14 protein-coding genes are annotated in these 20041 nt (G+C 48.2%); all 14 read right to left on the reverse strand.

Annotation, left to right across the window (positions count from 1 at the left end; translation table 11 throughout):
• Positions 1-130: 130 nt before the first annotated feature.
• Positions 131-829, reverse strand: coding sequence for a porin family protein (locus tag QE357_RS22150; protein WP_309712580.1), 699 nt, complete (start codon positions 827-829; stop codon positions 131-133).
• A gap of 19 nt (positions 830-848) precedes the next feature.
• Positions 849-2144 carry a TolC family protein gene (locus QE357_RS22155; RefSeq protein ID WP_106638391.1) on the reverse strand — a complete coding sequence of 432 codons (1296 nt, stop codon included), beginning with the start codon at positions 2142-2144 and terminating at the stop codon, positions 849-851.
• Positions 2141-5263, reverse strand: coding sequence for an efflux RND transporter permease subunit (locus QE357_RS22160; RefSeq protein ID WP_106638390.1), 3123 nt, complete (start codon positions 5261-5263; stop codon positions 2141-2143). The genes QE357_RS22155 and QE357_RS22160 overlap by 4 nt, the downstream gene beginning before the upstream one ends.
• A gap of 11 nt (positions 5264-5274) precedes the next feature.
• On the reverse strand, positions 5275-6357 hold the full coding sequence (locus QE357_RS22165; RefSeq protein ID WP_309712585.1) for an efflux RND transporter periplasmic adaptor subunit: 1083 nt from the start codon (positions 6355-6357) through the stop codon (positions 5275-5277).
• Positions 6358-6493: 136 nt separating this feature from the next.
• Entirely contained in the window at positions 6494-7207 is a 714-nt protein-coding gene (locus tag QE357_RS22170; RefSeq protein WP_106638388.1) for an MgtC/SapB family protein, read from the reverse strand.
• A 273-nt stretch (positions 7208-7480) separates the two neighbouring features.
• Complete coding sequence (locus tag QE357_RS22175) at positions 7481-8848, reverse strand: HAMP domain-containing sensor histidine kinase (RefSeq protein ID WP_106638387.1); 1368 nt, start codon at positions 8846-8848, stop codon at positions 7481-7483.
• Between the two features lie 4 nt (positions 8849-8852).
• Complete coding sequence (locus QE357_RS22180) at positions 8853-9533, reverse strand: response regulator transcription factor (RefSeq protein WP_309712593.1); 681 nt, start codon at positions 9531-9533, stop codon at positions 8853-8855.
• Positions 9534-10230: 697 nt separating this feature from the next.
• Positions 10231-12099, reverse strand: coding sequence for a glycoside hydrolase family 97 catalytic domain-containing protein (locus QE357_RS22185; RefSeq protein WP_309712596.1), 1869 nt, complete (start codon positions 12097-12099; stop codon positions 10231-10233).
• A 169-nt stretch (positions 12100-12268) separates the two neighbouring features.
• Positions 12269-13870: a glycoside hydrolase 43 family protein gene (locus tag QE357_RS22190; RefSeq protein ID WP_309712599.1), complete on the reverse strand. Its 1602-nt coding sequence runs from the start codon at positions 13868-13870 to the stop codon at positions 12269-12271.
• 8 nt (positions 13871-13878) lie between these two features.
• A complete protein-coding gene (locus QE357_RS22195; protein ID WP_309712602.1) occupies positions 13879-14892 on the reverse strand; it encodes a zinc-binding alcohol dehydrogenase family protein in 1014 nt (337 codons plus the stop codon).
• Between the two features lie 141 nt (positions 14893-15033).
• A complete protein-coding gene (gene fucP / locus QE357_RS22200) occupies positions 15034-16326 on the reverse strand; it encodes an L-fucose:H+ symporter permease (RefSeq protein WP_309712605.1) in 1293 nt (430 codons plus the stop codon).
• 344 nt (positions 16327-16670) lie between these two features.
• On the reverse strand, positions 16671-17015 hold the full coding sequence (locus QE357_RS22205) for an L-rhamnose mutarotase (RefSeq protein ID WP_309712608.1): 345 nt from the start codon (positions 17013-17015) through the stop codon (positions 16671-16673).
• An 886-nt stretch (positions 17016-17901) separates the two neighbouring features.
• Positions 17902-18585 carry a response regulator transcription factor gene (locus tag QE357_RS22210; protein ID WP_309712611.1) on the reverse strand — a complete coding sequence of 228 codons (684 nt, stop codon included), beginning with the start codon at positions 18583-18585 and terminating at the stop codon, positions 17902-17904.
• Positions 18582-19964 carry a HAMP domain-containing sensor histidine kinase gene (locus QE357_RS22215; protein WP_309712614.1) on the reverse strand — a complete coding sequence of 461 codons (1383 nt, stop codon included), beginning with the start codon at positions 19962-19964 and terminating at the stop codon, positions 18582-18584. The genes QE357_RS22210 and QE357_RS22215 overlap by 4 nt, the downstream gene beginning before the upstream one ends.
• Positions 19965-20041: the final 77 nt, after the last annotated feature.

Consider the following 20041-nt stretch of genomic DNA (forward strand, 5'->3'; position numbering starts at 1 on the left):
AAGTAGAAAATTGATTGTCCTGGATGTAACCCTTAAACTGGGCTAAAGATGAGTTTGGTGGACCTGAGGACAAAAAAATGCCTACGAACGAGTCTTCATGTTTAATAAGCAAAGATTGACCGCTAGGTCACTAGTGACTCAGTTGATACCCCACCGTAAGTGTTCCGTTCTGGTTGTAAACGGCTGGCTGCCCCCCTTGATTGAGCGTGTTCTCGTTCCAGATGGGTACTAATCCCCGCTGGAAACGAAGCCCAACCGTCCAGCGGCTTCCAATGGCGTAATCCAGACCCAGCCCTAATCCGGCATCGATTTTTGACACGTAACCAGTCAATGTACGAGCGGTGCCATATACCGAGGTATCAGTTTGCAGATGGCCAGCCGGGTCTTTTCGTTGGATCGATGCAGCTAATGCCATGCTTACGTAAGGACCAGCGTACAGCCGTAAACTTCTTTGCACCCAGGTGAAATTGGCCGGAAAAATGGTAAGGTGCTGTAGCCGTAACCGGCTGGTGTATGATTGTCCGTTGTCGTCATTCAGACGAACCATAGCCCCCTGCTGCTGAAGCCAGAGTTCGTGTCCGAGCCAGAACGTAGGTTTTAGATGGGACGTAACGCACAGCCCCAGGGTTAACCCAGTCTTGTAGCCAGGGGAGCCCCCGGTTGACAAACTATCGTGGGCATCTCGACCCACAACCGTAGACAGGCCCACGCCACCACGCAGACTGATGGTCAGTTGACCAGATTCTGGCTGGTCTGGTAAGGGCTTGTAAACCTGAGCGGTGGCTCCAACCGTTGCCAGCAACAGCAGAGGAATAAGCATTATTTTCATAGACTGGATAGCTAATGGCTTAAAAATCAATATCCCAGATACCCGCCGTTCGTTCCAGATTTACTAAAGCCGAGGCATACGTAATCAAGGCTTCGGTATAGGCTAGTTGTAACTGATTGAACGTTTGCCGGGCAGCCAGTACTTCCAGCAGCGAAGATTCACCCCGGTTGTACGAATAAATCCGACCTTCCAGCACCCGCTGTGCCCGGGTTAATAGATCGTTGTTGAATTGCTGGATTTGTCGTCGGGCGGCTCCATATTGCTCAAAGGCCTGCGTGACCTCAACCCGAATCTGTACCTCGACTTGCCGATAAGCCAGATCGGCTTGCTGGCTCTGCAAACGAGCGATCCGTATATCACTGTTGTAGCGATTGGAAAATTTAAGTGGAATGGCTATGCCCGCCGATAGGGTATTGTAGGAAGGCGTGGGTTCAATGATGTTGGTGATCCGGCTGACGTAGTTATTACTGAGCGATAGCCCCAGATCAATCATGCGGTTGGCTCGGGCAAGTTGCAAGGCTTTTTGGGCTACATCCTGTCCCTGTCGGGCGGCTAGTAAGTCAGCCCGAGTGTTTTGTGCCTGAATAATGAGCGGTTCTAACGCAAAGGTGCGATCGAAGCGGGAAAGATCACCGACGGGCTGATATAAGGTATCTTTGGGTAAGCCACTCCGAAACTGTCCCAGGGCAATCAGGGCCGTTTTCCAGTCAGCTTCGGCCTGAATCAGGCTGTTCAGGGCATTGTCGGCCTCCACCCGCGATTGAATGGCATCTACTTCGGAGAGCGTTCCCAGACGATTCCGTTTCTGGTTGGCTTCGGCCAACTGAACCAGGTAGCGGTAATTCATCTGCTGAATCTGAAAAATCCGCTGCCGATGGATGCCTTCCAGAAAGCCTAGCGTGGCATCGGCCCGAAGTAGCCGAAAAAAATCGAGCAGCGTAGCCTGGGCCAGTTCGGTTTGGCTTTGTGCCAGATGGATACGGGCCCGTCGCTTTCCGCCCAGCTCCAGCGTTTGGCTATACTGAAACAGGAAACCGTAACCCGTTTGGAGTCGACGCTGGCCATTATTAAAATAGCCAACCCCCAGCGTAGGATCGGGAAAAATACGGGCTTGAGCAATGGCGGCCTGTGCTACATCGACATTGAACTGCTGACTGGCATAGCTTAGGTTTTGCTGACCCACCTGACCCAGATACGCAGCAAATGCCAGTGGCTCCCGCCGGAACGTCGTATCGACCTGGGCCTGAACAGCGGGAATGGCCAGAGCGGTGAGCAGCAAAACACCTATTGTTTGACGAAAAATAACCTGAATCATACGGCGGAAGGGGTGGATGAGTTAGTGTCGCCAGCGTTGGGTTTGGTCAGACTCGACGAACGGGACTCCAATAGAAAATACAGAGCTGGTAAAACAAATAGGGTAATGGCCGTCGCCACAAACAAGCCGTACACGATAACGGTTGCCAGGGGTCGCTGAACGTCTGAACCGATACCCGTCGCCAGGGAAGCCGGTAACAGGCCCAGTACGGCAACCGTAGCCGTCATCAGAATGGGTCTGAATCGCTCATGCGTGCCAGCTAATACGGCTTCTTTCAGGGCCATTCCTTCCCGGCGAAGCCGGTTTAGGTTAGAAATCATCAAGACACCGTTCTGGATAGCTACCCCAAAAAGAGCGATAAAGCCTACCGCACTGGATACGTTCAACGTCATACCCCGAATGTTCAGAGCCAGCATTCCTCCGAACAAAGCCAACGGCACAACCGACAGAATCAGCCCTGCCTGACTAAACGTACCGAAGGCGGCATATAATAACAAAAACATAATAGCCAGGGCCAACGGCACGATAAAGGCTAAATGGGCGTAGGCCCGGTTCTGGTTTTCAAACTGACCACCCCATTTGATCTGGTATTTGACAGGGTCGAACTTCACCTGCTGGGCAATACGAGCCTGAGCATCCGTTAACAGGGATGTCAGATCACGGCCCCGCACATTGAGCTTTACCGTCAAATGCCGTTTGTTCATCTCGCGGGTAATGGTACTTTCTCCCGTGTTGAGTTGAATCAGAGCCACCTGAGAGAGGGGAATCTTGGTTCCGCTCGGCGTTGTCAGGGTTAGGTTACCGATGTCTTCGGGGGTTCGGCGGCTGTCTTCGGTGAAGCGGCAGGTGATGTCGTACACTTTTTCGCCGATAAAAATCTGCGAGACGGCTTTTCCTCCGATGGCCACTTCAATCAGTTCTGCAACGTCTGCGACGTTTAGCCCGTACCGGGCCACCGCGTCGCGGTCTACTTTAATCTGGAGCTGCGGCAAAGGTGGTTCCTGGTCGATAGCTACGTCAACGGCACCGGGCGTTTGCCGAAGAACCCGCTCCACCCGCTCGGCCAGATGCCGGGTTTCTTTAAAATCCTTCCCGTAGATTTTAACCACCAGTTCCGAGTGTGCCCCGGAAATCTTGTCCATAACTCCGTCGATCATGGGTTGGGAAAAGCCGACGGTATACCCCGGCATTGTGGCGTAATCGGCCGCTAGTTGATTGATCAGATCGTATTTGGTCATTCCGGAAGGCCACTCATCGTAGGGTTTGAGACCAATCGAGCACTCAAAATGCGAAGGTGTCCAGGGGTCCGTTCCGTCGTCGTTCCGTCCGGCCTGCGTCATCATGTACGTTACTTCCGGATGGCGGAGCGTAACAGCCCGGAGCTGGTTAGCCATGTCCCGCGACCGTTGCAGGGTCAGGCCGGGCGGCAGCGTCACCTGAAGCCAGATCGAACCTTCATCCAGGGGCGGCAGAAAATCTTTACCAACCATTCCTGTCAGCACAATAGCTCCGACCAGCACGACTCCCAAGGGAGCAAACACCCGCTTGGGTCGTTCCAGAATTCGAACAACCTGGTTGTGGTAGCCCTCGTTCAGCCGTTCCAGCCACTTGTTGTGAAACAGCTTACGGGGCTTGCGATACGTAGCATACGCCAGTCCGGGAATCAGTAGGAGTGCCACCATCAGTGCCCCAAACAGGGCATAGCCTACCGTGAAGGCCATAGGCGTAAACAGTTTTCGTTCGACCCGCTCAAAGGCAAACAAGGGCAGGTAGGCCGTGATAATGATCAGCGTAGCAAAAAAGATCGGGCGGGCCACCTGCATGGCTTGTTCGGCAATGCTTTTTTCTTCCAATACCTCGTCGGGATGATGTTCACGCTGTTTCAGGATGGTTTCCATCATTACAATGGCCCCATCGACAATGATCCCGAAGTCAATGGCTCCGAGCGAAAGCAGATTCGCCGGAATATTGGTCAGGTGCATCAGGATAAAGGCCATCAATAAAGCCAGCGGAATGGTAATAGCCACCAGTAAAGCCCCCCGCCAATTGCCCAGAAAGACGATCAGGACGACAACGACCAGCCCAATGCCTTCCAGTAGGGTGTGCGAAACGGTGTTCAGAGTCGTTTTTACCAGTGCGGTGCGGTCGCTAAACGGTACAATCTGTACGCCTTCGGGTAATAGCCCGTGATTGAGTTCGTTAACGGCCTGATGTACTCCTTCGAGTACGTGCGACGGGTTTTCCCGCTTCAGTAGCAATACAATCCCTTCAATACTTTCGGGATAACCATGCTGGTGGTCTGTGTAGCCCAGAACGCCTTTTCGCTCCAGTTGACCATACTTGACCGTTCCCAGATCTTTGACAAATACGGGAACCCCTTTATTGGTGGCGACAACGATGTTACCAATATCGTCCAGTGATTTGAGTAACCCGATACCCCGAACAACGTAGCCTTCATCGCCCCGGTTAAGGATACTGCCGCCGACATTGGCGTTATTTTTCCCGATTTGATCCGTTACGTTGCTGAGCGACAGGTTGTACTGAGTTAATTTACGTGGATCGATCTCGACCTGATACTGGGTGGTGATACCCCCGAAATTTGTTACATCGACGACCCCGAAAACCTGTTTGAGCCGGGGAATAATCGTCCAGTCCTGCATGTCTTTTAACTCACGTAGGCTGTAGCGGTCACTGACGATGATGTAGCGGTAAATCTCCCCGATGGGCGAAGTCAGCGGATCCAGCTCGGGCGTAGCTCCGTACGGCAGATCTACACCATTGATTCGCTCGGTCATGCGTTGGCGAGCCCAGTAGTCCTCGACACCGTCTTCAAAGACGAGGGTAATCATGGACAAGCCAAAGGTGCTTTTGGAACGCATGACGTGCAGCCCCGGAATACCGTTGAGGGCACGTTCGAGGGGAATGGTTATCTGCTGTTCGACTTCTTCAGCCGCCAGCCCGGGCACTTGTGTAATAACCTGTGACGTTACGTCGGCGATATCGGGATAGGCTTCAATGCTAAGTTGTGTCCAGGAATAATAGCCAAATACCCCGATCAGGACAAACAGGGCTACCATCAGCCAACGCTTCTGGATAGCGGAACGAACGAGTTGATTCATGGGAAGCGGGCTTATTGTTCGGCCTGAAGTAGATAGAAAGCACCGGTCGATACAATGACATCACCGGCTTTTAACCCTGATTTGACTACTACCCGTCCGTTTTGGGTATCACCCGTTTCCAAAGACCGGCGGATATAATGACCGGGAGCCGTTTGCAGAAAGACGTAGCTTTTTTCTTCTTTTTGCAACAGGGCGGCTGCTGGAATCAGGATGGTGGGCTGAGCCTGTTCAATGAATCGAATGGTGGCGTACATGCCGGGTTTGAGTTTCCGGTTCGGATTAGGGCAAAGCACCAGTGCCTCAATGGCTTTGGTTGCTTCATCTACGGTTTCGCTCAGGTGAAAAACCCGACCGGGAATGTTTTCGCCCGGATAAGCCGTCACCTGCACGCTTACTTCGTCGTTCTGGTGGACAAACCGAATGTCTTTTTCTTTGACCTGCCCGGCCACCCAGACTTTGGACAATTCCGCAACGGTAGCTACAGGAGTCGCATTATCGGTCAGGTATTGTCCGACTACAATGCTGTTACGGATCACCTGCCCAGCAATGGGTGAACGAACGACCAGCGGCTGACCGAGCGTGAGTTTGGCCGCGTCGGCCCGGAATAACCGGAGGCTGACCAGGGCATTTTCGTACTCTTTTTGCTGAATAGCCGCGTTGGTTCGTGCTTCTTCCAGTTCCCGCTGGGTACCTACGCCGTTTTCCATCAGATCCTGCTGGCGTTTGAAATTCAGGTCGGCCAACTGGTGCTGTTGCCTCGCCTGAAAATAAGCCTTCTGAGCGTCGGTAAAATCGGGTGAACTGAGTTCAAACAAAGGAGCACCTGCAGCAACCGACTGGCCGAGTTGCACAAACGAGCGGAGAATACGGCCATCGAAAGGAGGAGCAATGTCGGCGTACTGATTGGGGATCGCCTGCACCGTAGCAGCCGAGGTCAGTTGCTGTCGATACTGCTCCTGGGTGACCAGATACGTTTTGAGCTGGGAGCGAATGGTAGATCTGGCGGGGACCACAACGGTATCACCTTTCATAACCAGATTGGGCTCTTCAGCCTGCTGGGTGGGTTTGGGTTGGCAGGCCCATAGCAGACTCATTACTAGTAGTAGCTGAGTAATGCACTTAAAACAAAGCATAGGAAGATAGGTCAGGCTAAATGAAAATTCAGCTTTTATACACTTAAGTTAGGTGGCAAAGGATAAGGTTTATAATCCGGTCGACTTTAGAAAATGCTTATAAATCAACCTGTTGGCCTACTACCGCCCAACTGACCTGGGTAACCTGCTCCTCGATAGTTAATCGACTCACAATGCGTTCCATCCGATGCTCCTGTTGGCCTGCCGCTATAATTTCAGCGGTGATGATAGCGTTGGCGGGGTGACCGTTGTCATGGCTGGTCAGGGATCGTAATAGTAAATTTTCGTCGCCCGTTAGGTACTGCATGAGCAGGACCCGAATGTGATTTTCGACAGTTTCACGGCACTTGACACTAATCAGGTAGTCGGTTTGCTCGGCTTCGTCAGCTCGGTTAACGGGGGCACGACTAATGCGGGTCCCGAGCGGACGTAGCAACAGGTGGGTCAGCACGATAGCGGTAGTCGTGACCACTGCTTCGCCTAACAATCCCACTCCGCACAAGCTACCGACGGCTGCCGAGCACCAGATGGTAGCGGCCGTATTGAGCCCCTGCACGTTCAGACCATTACGCATAATCACTCCCGCCCCCAGAAAACCAATTCCTGTCACAATCTGCCCTGCCACCCGTGAGGGATCGCCTTTCGCATCGGTCATGGCCACCGATAAGAGAATAAAGGCGGCTGCACCGAGCGATACCAGCGTATTGGTACGTAGCCCGGCACTTTTCTGCTGCCATTGCCGCTCGAAACCCACAAGTGCCCCTAACAGCATGGCCATGGCTAAACGTTCGGCAAATACTAGCGTAGTCATCACAGGTCTCCTTTCTGATAAATACGAAGCCGTCCAGCCGCCCATCTGCCCGTGGCCTTTGGTGGAGCAGATGGGTCACTTCATGCAAATAATGCACTACGGAGCGACCCCTGGCCCCAACAGACCCGGTAGTATAGAAAGAGATGAGCGATGACTCGGACCAGCGTCCATACGATTTTCTTTTCGATTAACGAGGGCAAAAGTAGGCCAATGCTTAAGAAGCAGCTGTTAGAAAACTCACAGAAAATTATTAGAATTCTATTAGAAGAACCGTCACACGTGGGGCAATTCGACGGTCACGGTAGTGCCTTCCTGCAGGCGGGAAGTTAGCTGGATGGTGCCTTTATGCAGGTGGATGATACGTTGGGTGAGTGGCAAACCAATGCCATTCCCATCAATATGTTGAACATTACGTCCCCGATGAAAGGGTTTGAACAAATCCAGGAGTTCGTCGGGCGGAATCCCAATTCCCCGGTCGTCAAAGCGTAGGATGGCTGTTTGATAGGTATGCGTAAGGGTTACTGTACAGCGGTGGTCGGGAGAAAATTTACACCCGTTTTCCAGCAGATTTTTAAAGGCTACCCGTAGTAAGTATTCGTTCCCGTACATCGACATAACGTCGGCATCGTCGCCTTCCTGCTCAACGAATAATTCGACCATATAGTCTGGATTGGCCCGTAGCAGATCCTGCCGGGCATCCAACAGAATTTCATCGAGACGCAAATGACGGAAGGCAATTTCCGAGGGGTCATAATTGGCTTTGGCCAGATCGAACAGGCCATTAGACAAACGGACTAGTTTGCGGGCATCGGCAGAGGTGCGTTCAATGACGGCCCGATACTCGGGGACGGTTCGCTCCCGGACAGCGGCCAGATCCAGTTCGGCCACGATGGCCGACAGTGGTGTCCGTAATTCATGGGCAATATTGGAGACAAACTGTCGCTGAGCGTCGAAAGAATGTTCCAGCCGGTCGAGCATCTGGTTAAACGTCCGGGCCAGCTCAGCTAACTCATCCTGCCCAGTTTCTCCGAGCACTCGTTGGTCCAGATTACTGGCTGTAATATCACCGACCTGAGCCACCATTTGGGCTACGGGTTCCAGGGTCTTTCGAGCCAGGAAATAACCGACCAATAACAGTAGTCCAACCGCTCCTAAAAGGGTAAGTACTAGAATTAAACCCAGCGAACGCATTTTCGCTAAGCCTAGCTGGTCACGACCAGCCGCTGTGATGACATACGGAATGCCTCGTCGATGGTGTAAAAAACCAATGACCTGGGTGTTGGCTTGCTCAAACCGAAGTTCCCGCTGCTGGAGAATCGTTTTAATCATGGACGGAGTTTCCTTGACCTTGTCCACCTCGACCGCATCGTGATAAAGCAGGTGAAACGCCGTATCATAAATAGCTACTTCCTCCTGAAAAGGCGAAGAAGCCATATGACGATAGATGACCTGTAGCACCGAGGGGGACACCTGGGCATCCAGCAACAGATCCGCCTTGGTCACAGCCTGTTCCCGTAATCGGTCATAATACGCCTGCCGACGATTTTGGCTGTAGGCGAAGAAGACCACGAAGGCAAATGTGACTAACAGCGTAGCAAAAATGGCGGTAAAAAGCAGCGTCAGACGCGTACGAATTTTCATCGATCTAGCCTATTTTAAGCACAAACCCAACGCCTGATTTAGTGTGAATAAGCTTCGGCTCATAATCCCGGTCAATTTTTTTGCGTAGGTAGTTGATATACACGTCGATGAAATTAGTACCGGTATCAAAATGGGTATCCCAGACCTTCTCGGCAATTTCGGCACGGGTCAGCAAGCGTTCCTGGTGCAGGAGCATGTATTCCAGTAACTTGAATTCTTTAGGAGTCAGGGGTATTTCCTGCCCCGCTCTGGTAACCGTATGGGTTACCACATTCAGTTCCAGATCGGCCAGCCGCAGCGTAACCGGCGACCCCACTGGCTGTCGGGCCTGCCGTTTAAGTAGGGTGCGGAGCCGCACGGAGAGTTCGCGGAACTCAAAGGGTTTCACCAGATAATCGTCGGCCCCGGCATCGAATCCTTCCACCTTATCGTCCGTGGTTCCCAAAGCGGTAAGCATAAGAATGGGTACATCCGGCCGGGCCTGGCGAATTTCGCGACATAAATCCAGCCCATTGAGTTTAGGTAAAATGAGATCCATGATGATCGCATCATGATCAGGCGTTAACGCGAGTCGCTTACCCATCTGTCCATCAAAAGCCAGGTCTACCCGCCAGCCCTCTTCCTCAAAACCTCGACCAATCAGATGAGCGACCCGGTCATCATCTTCAATTACTAATAGTCTCATAAAACAAAAGTAGGTACTGAGTTCATTTTATGGATACAATTAGCACTGCGTGGAATCATTCATTAAATAGATCCTATTCAATGGTATTTATACTTCTCTAAGGAATGTTTGGTTTGGTGAGAGAAAAGATCATGTTTGGCTCAGAGGGATAGGTGTTGGGCAGCTTCTGCACTCAGAATACTTACGGCTGAACTCCCTGTCACATCCGAAGACCAGGGGCGATTTTAATTACTCGTAAGGCACTAATGGCAAAAGCAGACCATATGCTTCACCCACTAGAATAACTCAGTACAAGCATTAGCAGTTAATCGAAGAATCGTACACTAATGACTAGGCTGGGATCATTTGGTATCTGATGTCACGTAAGTTCCCTTAACTAATGCATAAGATAGCAATACTAATAAAGCGAATGCAGTGCTTCCGTTTACGTCGCCAAATGCAGGGTGGAAAGTAGTAGTGGAATAGCTTCTTTGTAGGAATGGTTCAAACCTGTTGGATTCATGACAGGGTAATTTGAAAGTTAGTAACCCCAAATTATCGGACCGATTCCTATTTGTTTTGTCGTAAACCTTTAAACAACTTCTCAGACTTTACTGAATACTAGTAATTAGGACTTACACCTAATTTGCCCGAACAGCAGTAAATCATTTACTGCTGTTCGGGCAAATACATGCCTTACTAATGCAAAAAGTAAGTATTACATTTCATTTAAAATCAGCGTAAAGCCGCCCCGAGGCAAGCACTCTACTTCCAGAGCATCTCCTTCTTTCACAGTTGTATATTTGACGTTGAAACCTGAGTCATACTCACCATCGGCAATAAGTTCAGCCCGATAGGTTTTGCCTTTAGTCAGGAAATGAAAGGGGATGGAAATTTTTTTCGATCGATCTTCTCCGTTAATGCCTGCCACATACCAGCGGCCTGCTTTTCTTCGGGCTATAACGACTTCTTTTCCGGGGTACCCGGCTAGAAATTGCGTTTCGTCCCAGGCATTGGGCACTTCTTTGAGCATAAATTTTGCGGGGTCCGGTAACTGATCAAAGCCCTGTGGACGATCCGCCAAATGCTGTATGCCCGATTCGAATAGCACCGCAAGGGCCAGTTCGTGGGAGTAAGTAGTCGTATGAGCATGCTGAGAATTGGTAAAAGCGACGGGCGTATAATCCATCGGACCGATGACATTACGAGTGAAGGGCAATAGGGTATTATGCCAGGCTCCTTTCGTAGTCATATATTCCTGATTGTTATACTGCTCGCCTCCATAAACGGCTTCCATACTCATTAAATGTGGGTAGGTCCGGCTCCAGCCCCTCGGAACCGTGCTGCCGTGAAAGTTGACCATTAATTCATAGCGTGCCGCATCTTCCAGAATATCCAGGTAATACCGCATCATATCCTGCTTGTCGCTTTCAAAAAAATCTACTTTTACTCCATAGATTCCAATCTTCTTTAACCAGGCAAATTCTTTAGCTCTGGATTCCGGCGTAGTCAGTCGATCTCTAGGACCGGAGGTAACCTGATTGTGTGCTCCCCCAGAATTATACCAAAGCAAAGGTTTGATCCCCTTCGATTTCGCATAATTTACGGCATCTTCGAGCGTTCCTCCGTTCGTCATTTCGTCCCATTCCCAGTCCATCAGGGTATAGGGCCAGCCCATTCGGGCCGCTAAGTCAATGTACTCGCAAAGCTTTTTGTAGTCTTTCGTTCCGTGATTATAAGCCCAGTAGACCCAGGACGAAACTCCTGGCTTAATCCAGTCGGTCTTCGTGAGCTGGGAGGGCTTACTTACATCTTCAACCAAGGTAGATTCAACAAGGTCCGCTAGTTGTCCGATGATAGCTACCCTCCAGGGAGAACTCCAGGGTAACGTTAGCGTAGGGTTGACCTGCCCGGTATTAAATCCATCTGTCGCGGCTGGATATTCCAGGTGATAACTGGATTTGCTCAGCCTATTACTGAGTTTAGTGGCACAATAGTTACGATCTACATTTGCTTCGGTTAGTAAGGCCCAGCAGGGTTCTTGATTTCCCGTTTTGAACAAAGCCGGATAGCCCCATTCTCCAGTTAGGGTAGAGTCTTTTTGATCGGGGTAAAAACCTTCATAGCTGGTAACAAACTTCTGTAACCAACGTTCGGCCTTATCTTCCACTTCAAAAGCCGTTGCTTCGCGTTTCATGACCAGTGGTCCCTGTCCTTTCTCGGGAAACTCGTATTTAAAAGCAATGCCATTGTTATAGGCTCGGGCCACTACGTTCAACTTACTACCTTTGGTATTCACGAAAGCAAAGGTGATTTCCTGAGCTTCATTCTCCCGTTTCGAGCTTTTCCCGTGAAGAGCGGTGTACTGTTCTTTGATAGGTACAGGCTTACTACTGCTCTTTAAAGAAAGGTTGTCTGTAAATGATTGATCTTCCCTTTCGAGTCCAAGCTTGATTTGAGAAAATACGGGGGTTTTAGCTTTCCCATGATAATGAACGGACAAAAACCAGCTGCCCGGTTTTTCTTTGGACTGAGATAAGCTCAGTTCTATTTTTTTATTAGGCGAATACAATTGCTGAGCGTTCACACGGACAGCTACCGCTAACAAGAAGAGAAGAATAACGAATACTATTCATACCTCATTTAAGTTTTGGGTAGGCAGAATCAGGCTTCATTCTGATTCTACCTAGAACGTATGGGTTAAGCAAGTAGTACGTATATAAATACGCGTACTATAATTTTATCTTCTGAATGCTCTACTTTTCAATCGTGTAATGGAAATAGTCAATATCTACTGATCCTTTTTCGGCTTCGTTGTTAAAGGAGTAGAGACCGATTCTATCCCCCCGATAGTAACCCCAGGCTAAAGTATAGGGCTCGCCCAAAGAGGTATACTTTTTACCATCCATACTATACGAAAAAGTAGACTTTCCATCTAATCCCCAGACCGAACGCAGCCAGATCGAAGATCCGGTAAGGATATCTCCCTTTATGACTGTTCCATTCTTTCGATATTCAATCCAGCGGGTTGAGCCCTCCTGAGCAATGCCAATGGCAGCTTGTTGCTGGGAGAAGTGGCATAATCCGCTTCGCTGTCCGCTAGCCATGCGAGTGATATCCAGCTTCACGATGACTTCATTGCTACGTGTTCTAAAACAACGTTGCGTCAGGGTATTGCCCGCTGTTAATAATTCATTGTTTTTCAGGGGCTTGAAAGCTTCGAGTCGGAGCCAGCCCTTACGTTCACGGAGCGAATACTTTTCGCTTCTGGGCTGATAATTCCATTCCCATTGCTGGGCTATTACGGGCATATTAAACTCATCGCTTCGGGCCAGAGAATATCCGCCAGCATTAGCGGAAGGAATTTTACCCTCCCAGGTCATGGTTCCAATCGAATCCCCGAGTACCGTGCCAATGATCGGCCAGTCATTGATCCAGGTAACGGGTAGTAAGCTTACGATTCGTCCTGACCAGTCGCCCGTGCCGTGGTGAGTCAGAAAGTACCATTTCCCATCCTTCCCTGGTATAATTCCTCCCTGATTGGGTTCCATGGCTTCCTGACTTGTCAGAGCGAGTTGCTTTTCTTCGGCATATGGGCCCGTGATCGTTCTGGACCGCTTGGCCATCACATACCGTCCTTTGTCGGGCTTGTGTTCACTGAAGATGAGATAATACCAATCCTTGACCTTGAGTAACTTACTGGCTTCTCTTCCTGACCCGGCATTTACTAGAATGGCCGATTGTCGGTCAATGGACTTTCCGTCGGCAGACATGTTGAAAAGATACGTTTTGTAACCATCGGCAAAGTGAGTACCGATGAAATAGCCTTTGCCCTGTTCGTCCCAGATTACCGAGCAATCATCCCAGCCGGGTTGCTTGAGTAGGGGAGTTAGCGGTTCCCATGGGCCTTCCGCTTTGGCCGCTGAAGTCATGAAATACCCTTCGTCAGGCGTTCCGAAATACAGGTAAAAGCGATTATTATGATGTCTCAAAGATCCCGCCCAAATGCCTTTGCCGTACCGATTCATTTTCTGCCAGGATAATTCATCGGAGATCTGGGTAAGATCTGAAACGGCATGACCGCAGATTTTCCAATTCACCAGGTCTTTTGACTCCAGGATAATCATACCGGGAGAGAACTGGAAGGTGGAAGAGATGGCGTAATAGGTTTCTCCTACCCGAATGCAGTCCAAATCGCTGTAATCGCTGGGAATGATGGGATTCCGGTAGGTTCCATTTTTCTGGTCTCCCCAGTGCTCCCAGGCTCCCCATTGCGGTTGATTCTGGGCCATACCTGCGAAGGTAACCCACGTGAAGCTTGTGATCGTGAAAAAGAGTTTTCTAAGTACGTCGTTCACTGCATTAGCTATTTTAAATGAATCATTGCTTTAATAACCTTATTGTTCGGATCTAAGAAGTCTTCGAAGCAGTCTCGTACCTGATCAAAATCTACCCGATGAGTAATGTAAGTGGCCGGAGAGACTAAGCCTTTTCGCATGCAATCCATGACGTGTATAAAATCGGCTCTGGTGGCGTTTCTACTGCTCATCAATGTAGCTTCTCTTTTATGAAATTCGGGATGACTAAAAGTAATATTTTCCTTTTGTAAGCCTACTAATACATACCTGCCTCCATGAGCTAAGTACGTAAAGCCCGAGTTAATGGCATTCAGATTACCTGTTGCATCAATCACAACTGTAGGCATACCTCTATTCGTAATGAGTTCCAGTTTCTCCAGAGGGTTTTCTCGCCGTGGGTTTATGGTATAATCTACGCCTAGGGTTTTACTACAGAAGGTAAGCCTATCGTCGTTGATGTCCATTGCAATGACTTTTGCCCCTGCAATCCTGGCAAATTCCATGGCTCCTAATCCAATAGGACCCGCACCGATGATCAGGACAAATTCATCTTTAACGACGTTAGCCCGACGAATACCATGTGCCCCGATAGCCAGTGGCTCGACTAAAGCAAGCTCATCATAGCTAAGCCCTTCTGCTTTAATTAAAGCGTAAGAAGGAACCAGAAGTTGTTCCGTCATGCCCCCATCAATATGCACGCCACTGACCCGAATATGTTTACAGCAATTGGGTTTACCGCTTCGGCACGCAATACAAAGGCCACAATAAAAGTATGGAATGAAGGTTACTGCATCACCGGGTTTAAAATCAGGGTTATCCGTCAGTACTACCTCGGCTGAAAGCTCGTGCCCCAGGGTACGAGGGTAGTTGAAAAAGGGCTGATTCCCTTGATAAGCATGCAAATCAGTACCACAAATTCCAATGCGTTTGATCGCAAGCAGGGAGAAGCCCGGTTTAATGGAAGGCGTTGTTGTGGATTGATATTCAAAGTGCCCCGGTGAAACACAAACGAGTGTTTTCATAGTGATTGATACTAGAAAGGATTAAAAAGCTATGATGAATAGCTAGAGGTAATGTATTGTTGGTGGTCGGGCGTAGTCCAAGATTTCACTGGAACTACTTGGGTAACCATTTAAGTAAGAAGCCTAATCAAAAAATGAGGGCTAGTGAGAAAAAGAAACGAGCGTTGGGCCCGTATCCTTTTTAGTAGGGGCCGATTTATACCCATACAACCCGTAAATGACTATAACTATAAAGCTTAGCAATGGTACAAAATATCCCACTTGGATACTGCCGGTTACATCGCTTAGGTAACCAAACAACCTGGGTAATAGAGCTCCTCCGACAATGGACATAATAATGAGACTACTACCATATTCTGTATCTGCTCCCAAATTCTTGATACCCAACGCAAAGATGGTTGGAAACATGATTGACATGAAGAAGCAAATCAGTACTATCGCGTATACGGTAATGAGGCCATGGGCCATGATGGCAATCAGACACAGGAAAACATTTATTCCCGCATAAAGGGTTAAAAGTCGATTTGGAGCTACAAATCGCATGAAGAAAGTACCCAGGAATCTGCCGATTAGCAAGGCAATTCCACAAACTCCCAAATAATCGGCTGCTTGAATTTCGGGAAGTGAAGCTACTTGCGTAGCGTATAGAATAAACAAACTGAATATACAAACTTGAGCACCTACATAGAAAAACTGAGCAACAACAGCCCACGTTAAATGACGGTGTTTGAACGCATGGAAAATAGACTGACTTTTCTGATGATGGGAAGTTTTGTAATTGATTTGAGGAAGTTTTATTAATTTAAAAATGATGGCAATAATCAATAAAATCATTCCTAAAATCAGGTAGGGAAGCTTCACTGAGGAAGCTTCCGAGGCTAAGGCTTGCATCCGTAATGATTCAGACATGGCCGAAAGCTCGGTGTCTGAATAGCTTCTCGTTAAGATAACCCTGGCTCCGATGACAGGAGCCAGAGCCGTAGCTAAACCATTGAATGACTGAGCTAAATTGAGTCGTTGCGTACTAGTTTCCGGAGTTCCCAATGCACTAGCGTAGGGGTTAGCTGATGTTTCCAAAAAAGTTAATCCACAGGCAATGACGAATAGAGCGACTAGAAAGAAAGAATAGGATTGCAGATTTGCCGCAGGAATGAATAGGAAACAGCCTACTGAAAATAAAAGTAAACCCAGGATGATGCAATTTTGGTAGCCCCATTTTTTGATAGCTAATCCTGCTGGAAGGGCCATCAGAAAGTAAGCGATAAAAACAGAAGAATCAACCAATGTCGATTGAGTCGTAGTTAGGGCAAAGGATCGCTTTAAATGGGGGATCAGAATGGGGTCTAAATTGTGAGCAAAACCCCATAAGAAAAAAAGAAAGGCAATAAGAAAGAAGGCAAAGCCTGTTTTTTGATGATTGGTAGATGAACTCATGCGTTGTTAAGTTGAGAGAAATATATCATGCACCATACTCGAGAGCATTGGCTGGTGAGAAGTTGACTTATTGAAAACATGAGCCTATGCTTTTCGTACTATTTACCTCTTCTATTGCGAACTGACATCAAAACATACTAAAGCTAATACTTTAGTATTCAGTCATGTATAATAGACAGTATGCAAGGAATAGCTTGAGAAATTATCCTGAATTTTGGAGGCTTCGCCTTCGGAGGAGATCATTAAGCATGAGGATTTAGAAAATAGGTCGTGCCCTATTTTAGTAACGTTTGCAAATATACGTTACTAAAATAGAACGATTGTATACATTGGTGACCCAGAGGTTAAGCAGGGATTAAGGTAAAGATACGATCCATTTGTACCCATTTTTCATGTTCAGCTGACCAGCTCAATGGAAGCTGGAATTGTGACATGAGGGCTTCCCATTCCATGACTTTGACATTATTACGATCCATTTGCTCTTTCACACGAAAGTCAAAATCATCCTTTGTTTCCATAATCATAAAGAGCCGATTGCCGGTGCGATAGATCTCCATGGCGGTCACGCCACTATCGAGTATGCTTTGGGTGACTTCAGGCCAGGCATTTTCGGATTTGTGATAAGTTTCATACTGGCGGATGAGCTCGGGATCGTCCTTCAAATCCAGAGCAAGGCAGAACTTTTTCATACGCGAGGCTCGTGCAAAACATAACTAATGGAGACTTTCGACGCTACAAATGTATTGTATAACAAAATATCTAAATTGTATAAAAAGGCTTTTGATTTTAACAAATCGGGTTTTATAAATACGTATGAAATAATTTCATAAGAATATTTTCTTAGGGATCATCTCTATAAAACGGCCATTTATAGGTAAAACAGCCTGCATCGCTACTTTTTCGTTACTATACACAAATCTTACACGGTTGAACAAAACGTATAATTGTAAAAAGGGGATGAGTTATTTATCTTTTCAACGAGGGGTCAGGCCAAAGAGCTCACCTGAATATACCCCCCAAACTCCTTATCTTTTAAAAGCTGTCTAAAATTCATAATCGAAGACATTAGGGCGAATCAGGGGTTCTGAACGAGAAGGTATCTCGCACCAGTGGAGGTTCTTCGGTTAGTTCTGGAAGACAGATGGGGTTCCTTCGCAGTCGCTCGGCTCTAGCCGAGCGACGGGGGGAGCCAATTTTTCCTGCCTGTCATCTCGAACGAAGAGAGAGACCTTCTCAGAAATGGGGCGGGGCTGGTTCAATCAAGTTACCGCATGACCCAATAAGCTTGAAAAAGGCCAGAAGATTCTTCGCTTCGCTCTGAATGACAGATGCTGATGATCAATATCCTTAAGGTATGAAATGACCTTACATACCAACCGTACCCTTGCATTGTCCCCGCAGTGTCCCCGGATGAAATCCGGGGCTATTCATATTAAACCCCGCTGGGGTTGTTGTTACAATAGGTTTACGGCCAATAACCCCGGAGGGGTTCAACATGGCCCCAGGCTGGATAGCCCCGGATGAAATCCGGGGAAGCTCCAATGGTGCTCTCGAACAGAAAACGGTTCTTACAGGCTATTCCATAATCAGTTTGAAACCTACACCCCTGATGCTTTCGATGTGAATGGACGGGTCTTCCGATAGGTATTTTCTCAGTCTGCTAATGAATACATCCATACTTCTGCCATTAAAAAAATCGGCATTTTGCCAGAGCTGATCAAGAATATCGTTTCGTTTGACCAGTCGATTGGGATGGGTAGCCAGATAGTGAAGTAACTGAGCCTCTTTCTCCGTAAGTATGCGGTGACTCTGCGAAGAGACAAGCGAAAGATTACTTATGTCAAAATGGTATTGTCCAATCTGCAAAACCTGATTTACGGGCTCTTCCTTACCCTTGGTTCGCTTTAAAATATTCCGAATTCGCTGGATCAGTTCATCCGCATCAAAAGGTTTAACGATGTAGTCATCCGCTCCCAGGCGTAAGCCTTTCAAGACATCTTCTTTGGCTTTCCGGGCGGTCACAAAAAGAAAGGGGAGGTGAGGATGAAGCGATCTTAATTTCTCTGCGAGGGTAAATCCGTCCTCTTCCGGCATCATTACATCTACGATTAGAATATCGTAAGCGGTACTCAGGAGTTCTTGCCTGGCTTCTATGCCATTGAATACCCGCAATGCCGTAAACCCATTCAACTCCAGATACTGCCTCAACAGATTACCCAGATCAACGTCGTCTTCTACGATTAGTACCCGGATGCTCATAACGCTACTGTTAATTCGAATGTGGAACCGCCAGGCCCCGTGTTTTTCAAAGTTAAGACGGCCCCAATGCTTGCAGCTGATTGCCTAGCCAGGTATAAGCCAAGGCCTAATCCTCTGACGGTAAGACGATTTGCTTCTGGAACCCGGTAAAATTTATCAAATATATGCTCACAAAAAGCGGGTGCAATACCCTCACCCTGGTCCGTTACCTGGATGCAGTAATGTTGGTTCGTAGCAAAACCCTTTAGGCTGATGGGCTTACTGGCGGCACTGTACTTAGCTGCATTGTCGATCAAAACGTTCAAGATACTGAGGATAACAGCCGTATTGGTTTTTACGTTTTGATAGAGGGGAGCAATGGCTACTTCCAGTCGGTGGTTCGCTACCTGCAAGTCCTGGCCATATTCCCTCAGGTAACCCGCAATGTCAACGTCTGACAGTTTAATTTCCTCCTCTGTCTGGATGGTACTTTCCAATACGTGGTCTACTAACTGCTGAATTTTTTGGTATTGCCGGTCCAGCGTTCCTAATAGCTCGTTCATGATGGAAGGATTAGCCTGTACGTCTGCCCGCAGCACACTTTTCATAATCAGGTTCACCGAGCTCAGCGGTGTTTGTAATTCATGGGTAATGTTATTCGCAAAATCTGTTTTCATTTCTGCTATCTTCTTCTGCCTGATCAAGGCCCGAAATACCATATAAAACAGGATAATCACGGCGAGAATCAAGCCTGATGCCATCAAGAATATACCGGCCATACGCCTGATCACCTCTGTTTCCCACCCTGAAATATCAATATAGCTGGATTGTTTAATGAGCAGACGGAAGTTCAGGCGGTGTATGGATTTTCCGTTTCGATCCGATTTATCATTGGTTCGTGTCACCGTAATTTCCCGATTAAGCAAAACGGCATCGGCAGCAGGAATCACTTTCCCGATGATGGTTATGGGCTGATCGGACACCCGTAACAGCGTATCCGCTTTACCGTTGTTTTCAAGGATGATCTCATCATATTGCAGTTGATAATTAACCTTGCCCAATGCGGGCTTCCTTTTTAATTGTACCGCCAAATAGTCTCCCGCCTGTTTGTTGATGCCTTGCTCAACCTGACTGATGGCATTAACAATGGCTTGCTTGCTCATTTGCCCATTTGTATACGAGGCGGCTAACTGTGAAAGTTGTTGACGAATGCTGTCTTGCAAGTCCTGCATGTCCCGCTGGTTCGTAATACCGGACATGGCCTGCTTTACTTCTGCATAGTAACGGTCTTTGGTGAGTCGGTACGTATTACCAACCAAATGATATTGAATAAAGCACAACGTGGTTACGGTTAATATACAGGCAGCAAGCAGTGCCCCGGTTTTGTAGTTTCTTTCCATGCCTGATCAAATATACGACCTGCCGTTAAGCCGAGTGTTACGCTTCGTTACCATTAACTCTCTATTAACCGTTCGTT

Origin of the sequence: Siphonobacter sp. SORGH_AS_0500, assembly GCF_031453245.1 — a bacterium.
Classification (GTDB): Bacteria; Bacteroidota; Bacteroidia; order Cytophagales; family Spirosomataceae; genus Siphonobacter.

What these genes read in the sequence shown, in the direction of transcription:
- QE357_RS22155 (WP_106638391.1), bottom strand. Translation starts at nt 2,144, where the DNA reads ATGATTCAGGTTATTTTTCGTCAAACAATAGGTGTTTTGCTGCTCACC.
- QE357_RS22150 (WP_309712580.1), bottom strand. Translation starts at nt 829, where the DNA reads ATGAAAATAATGCTTATTCCTCTGCTGTTGCTGGCAACGGTTGGAGCC.
- QE357_RS22205 (WP_309712608.1), bottom strand. Translation starts at nt 17,015, where the DNA reads ATGAAAAAGTTCTGCCTTGCTCTGGATTTGAAGGACGATCCCGAGCTC.
- QE357_RS22170 (WP_106638388.1), bottom strand. Translation starts at nt 7,207, where the DNA reads ATGACTACGCTAGTATTTGCCGAACGTTTAGCCATGGCCATGCTGTTA.
- QE357_RS22215 (WP_309712614.1), bottom strand. Translation starts at nt 19,964, where the DNA reads ATGGAAAGAAACTACAAAACCGGGGCACTGCTTGCTGCCTGTATATTA.
- QE357_RS22175 (WP_106638387.1), bottom strand. Translation starts at nt 8,848, where the DNA reads ATGAAAATTCGTACGCGTCTGACGCTGCTTTTTACCGCCATTTTTGCT.
- QE357_RS22195 (WP_309712602.1), bottom strand. Translation starts at nt 14,892, where the DNA reads ATGAAAACACTCGTTTGTGTTTCACCGGGGCACTTTGAATATCAATCC.
- QE357_RS22210 (WP_309712611.1), bottom strand. Translation starts at nt 18,585, where the DNA reads ATGAGCATCCGGGTACTAATCGTAGAAGACGACGTTGATCTGGGTAAT.
- QE357_RS22180 (WP_309712593.1), bottom strand. Translation starts at nt 9,533, where the DNA reads ATGAGACTATTAGTAATTGAAGATGATGACCGGGTCGCTCATCTGATT.
- QE357_RS22165 (WP_309712585.1), bottom strand. Translation starts at nt 6,357, where the DNA reads ATGAGTCTGCTATGGGCCTGCCAACCCAAACCCACCCAGCAGGCTGAA.
- QE357_RS22160 (WP_106638390.1), bottom strand. Translation starts at nt 5,263, where the DNA reads ATGAATCAACTCGTTCGTTCCGCTATCCAGAAGCGTTGGCTGATGGTA.
- fucP (WP_309712605.1), bottom strand. Translation starts at nt 16,326, where the DNA reads ATGAGTTCATCTACCAATCATCAAAAAACAGGCTTTGCCTTCTTTCTT.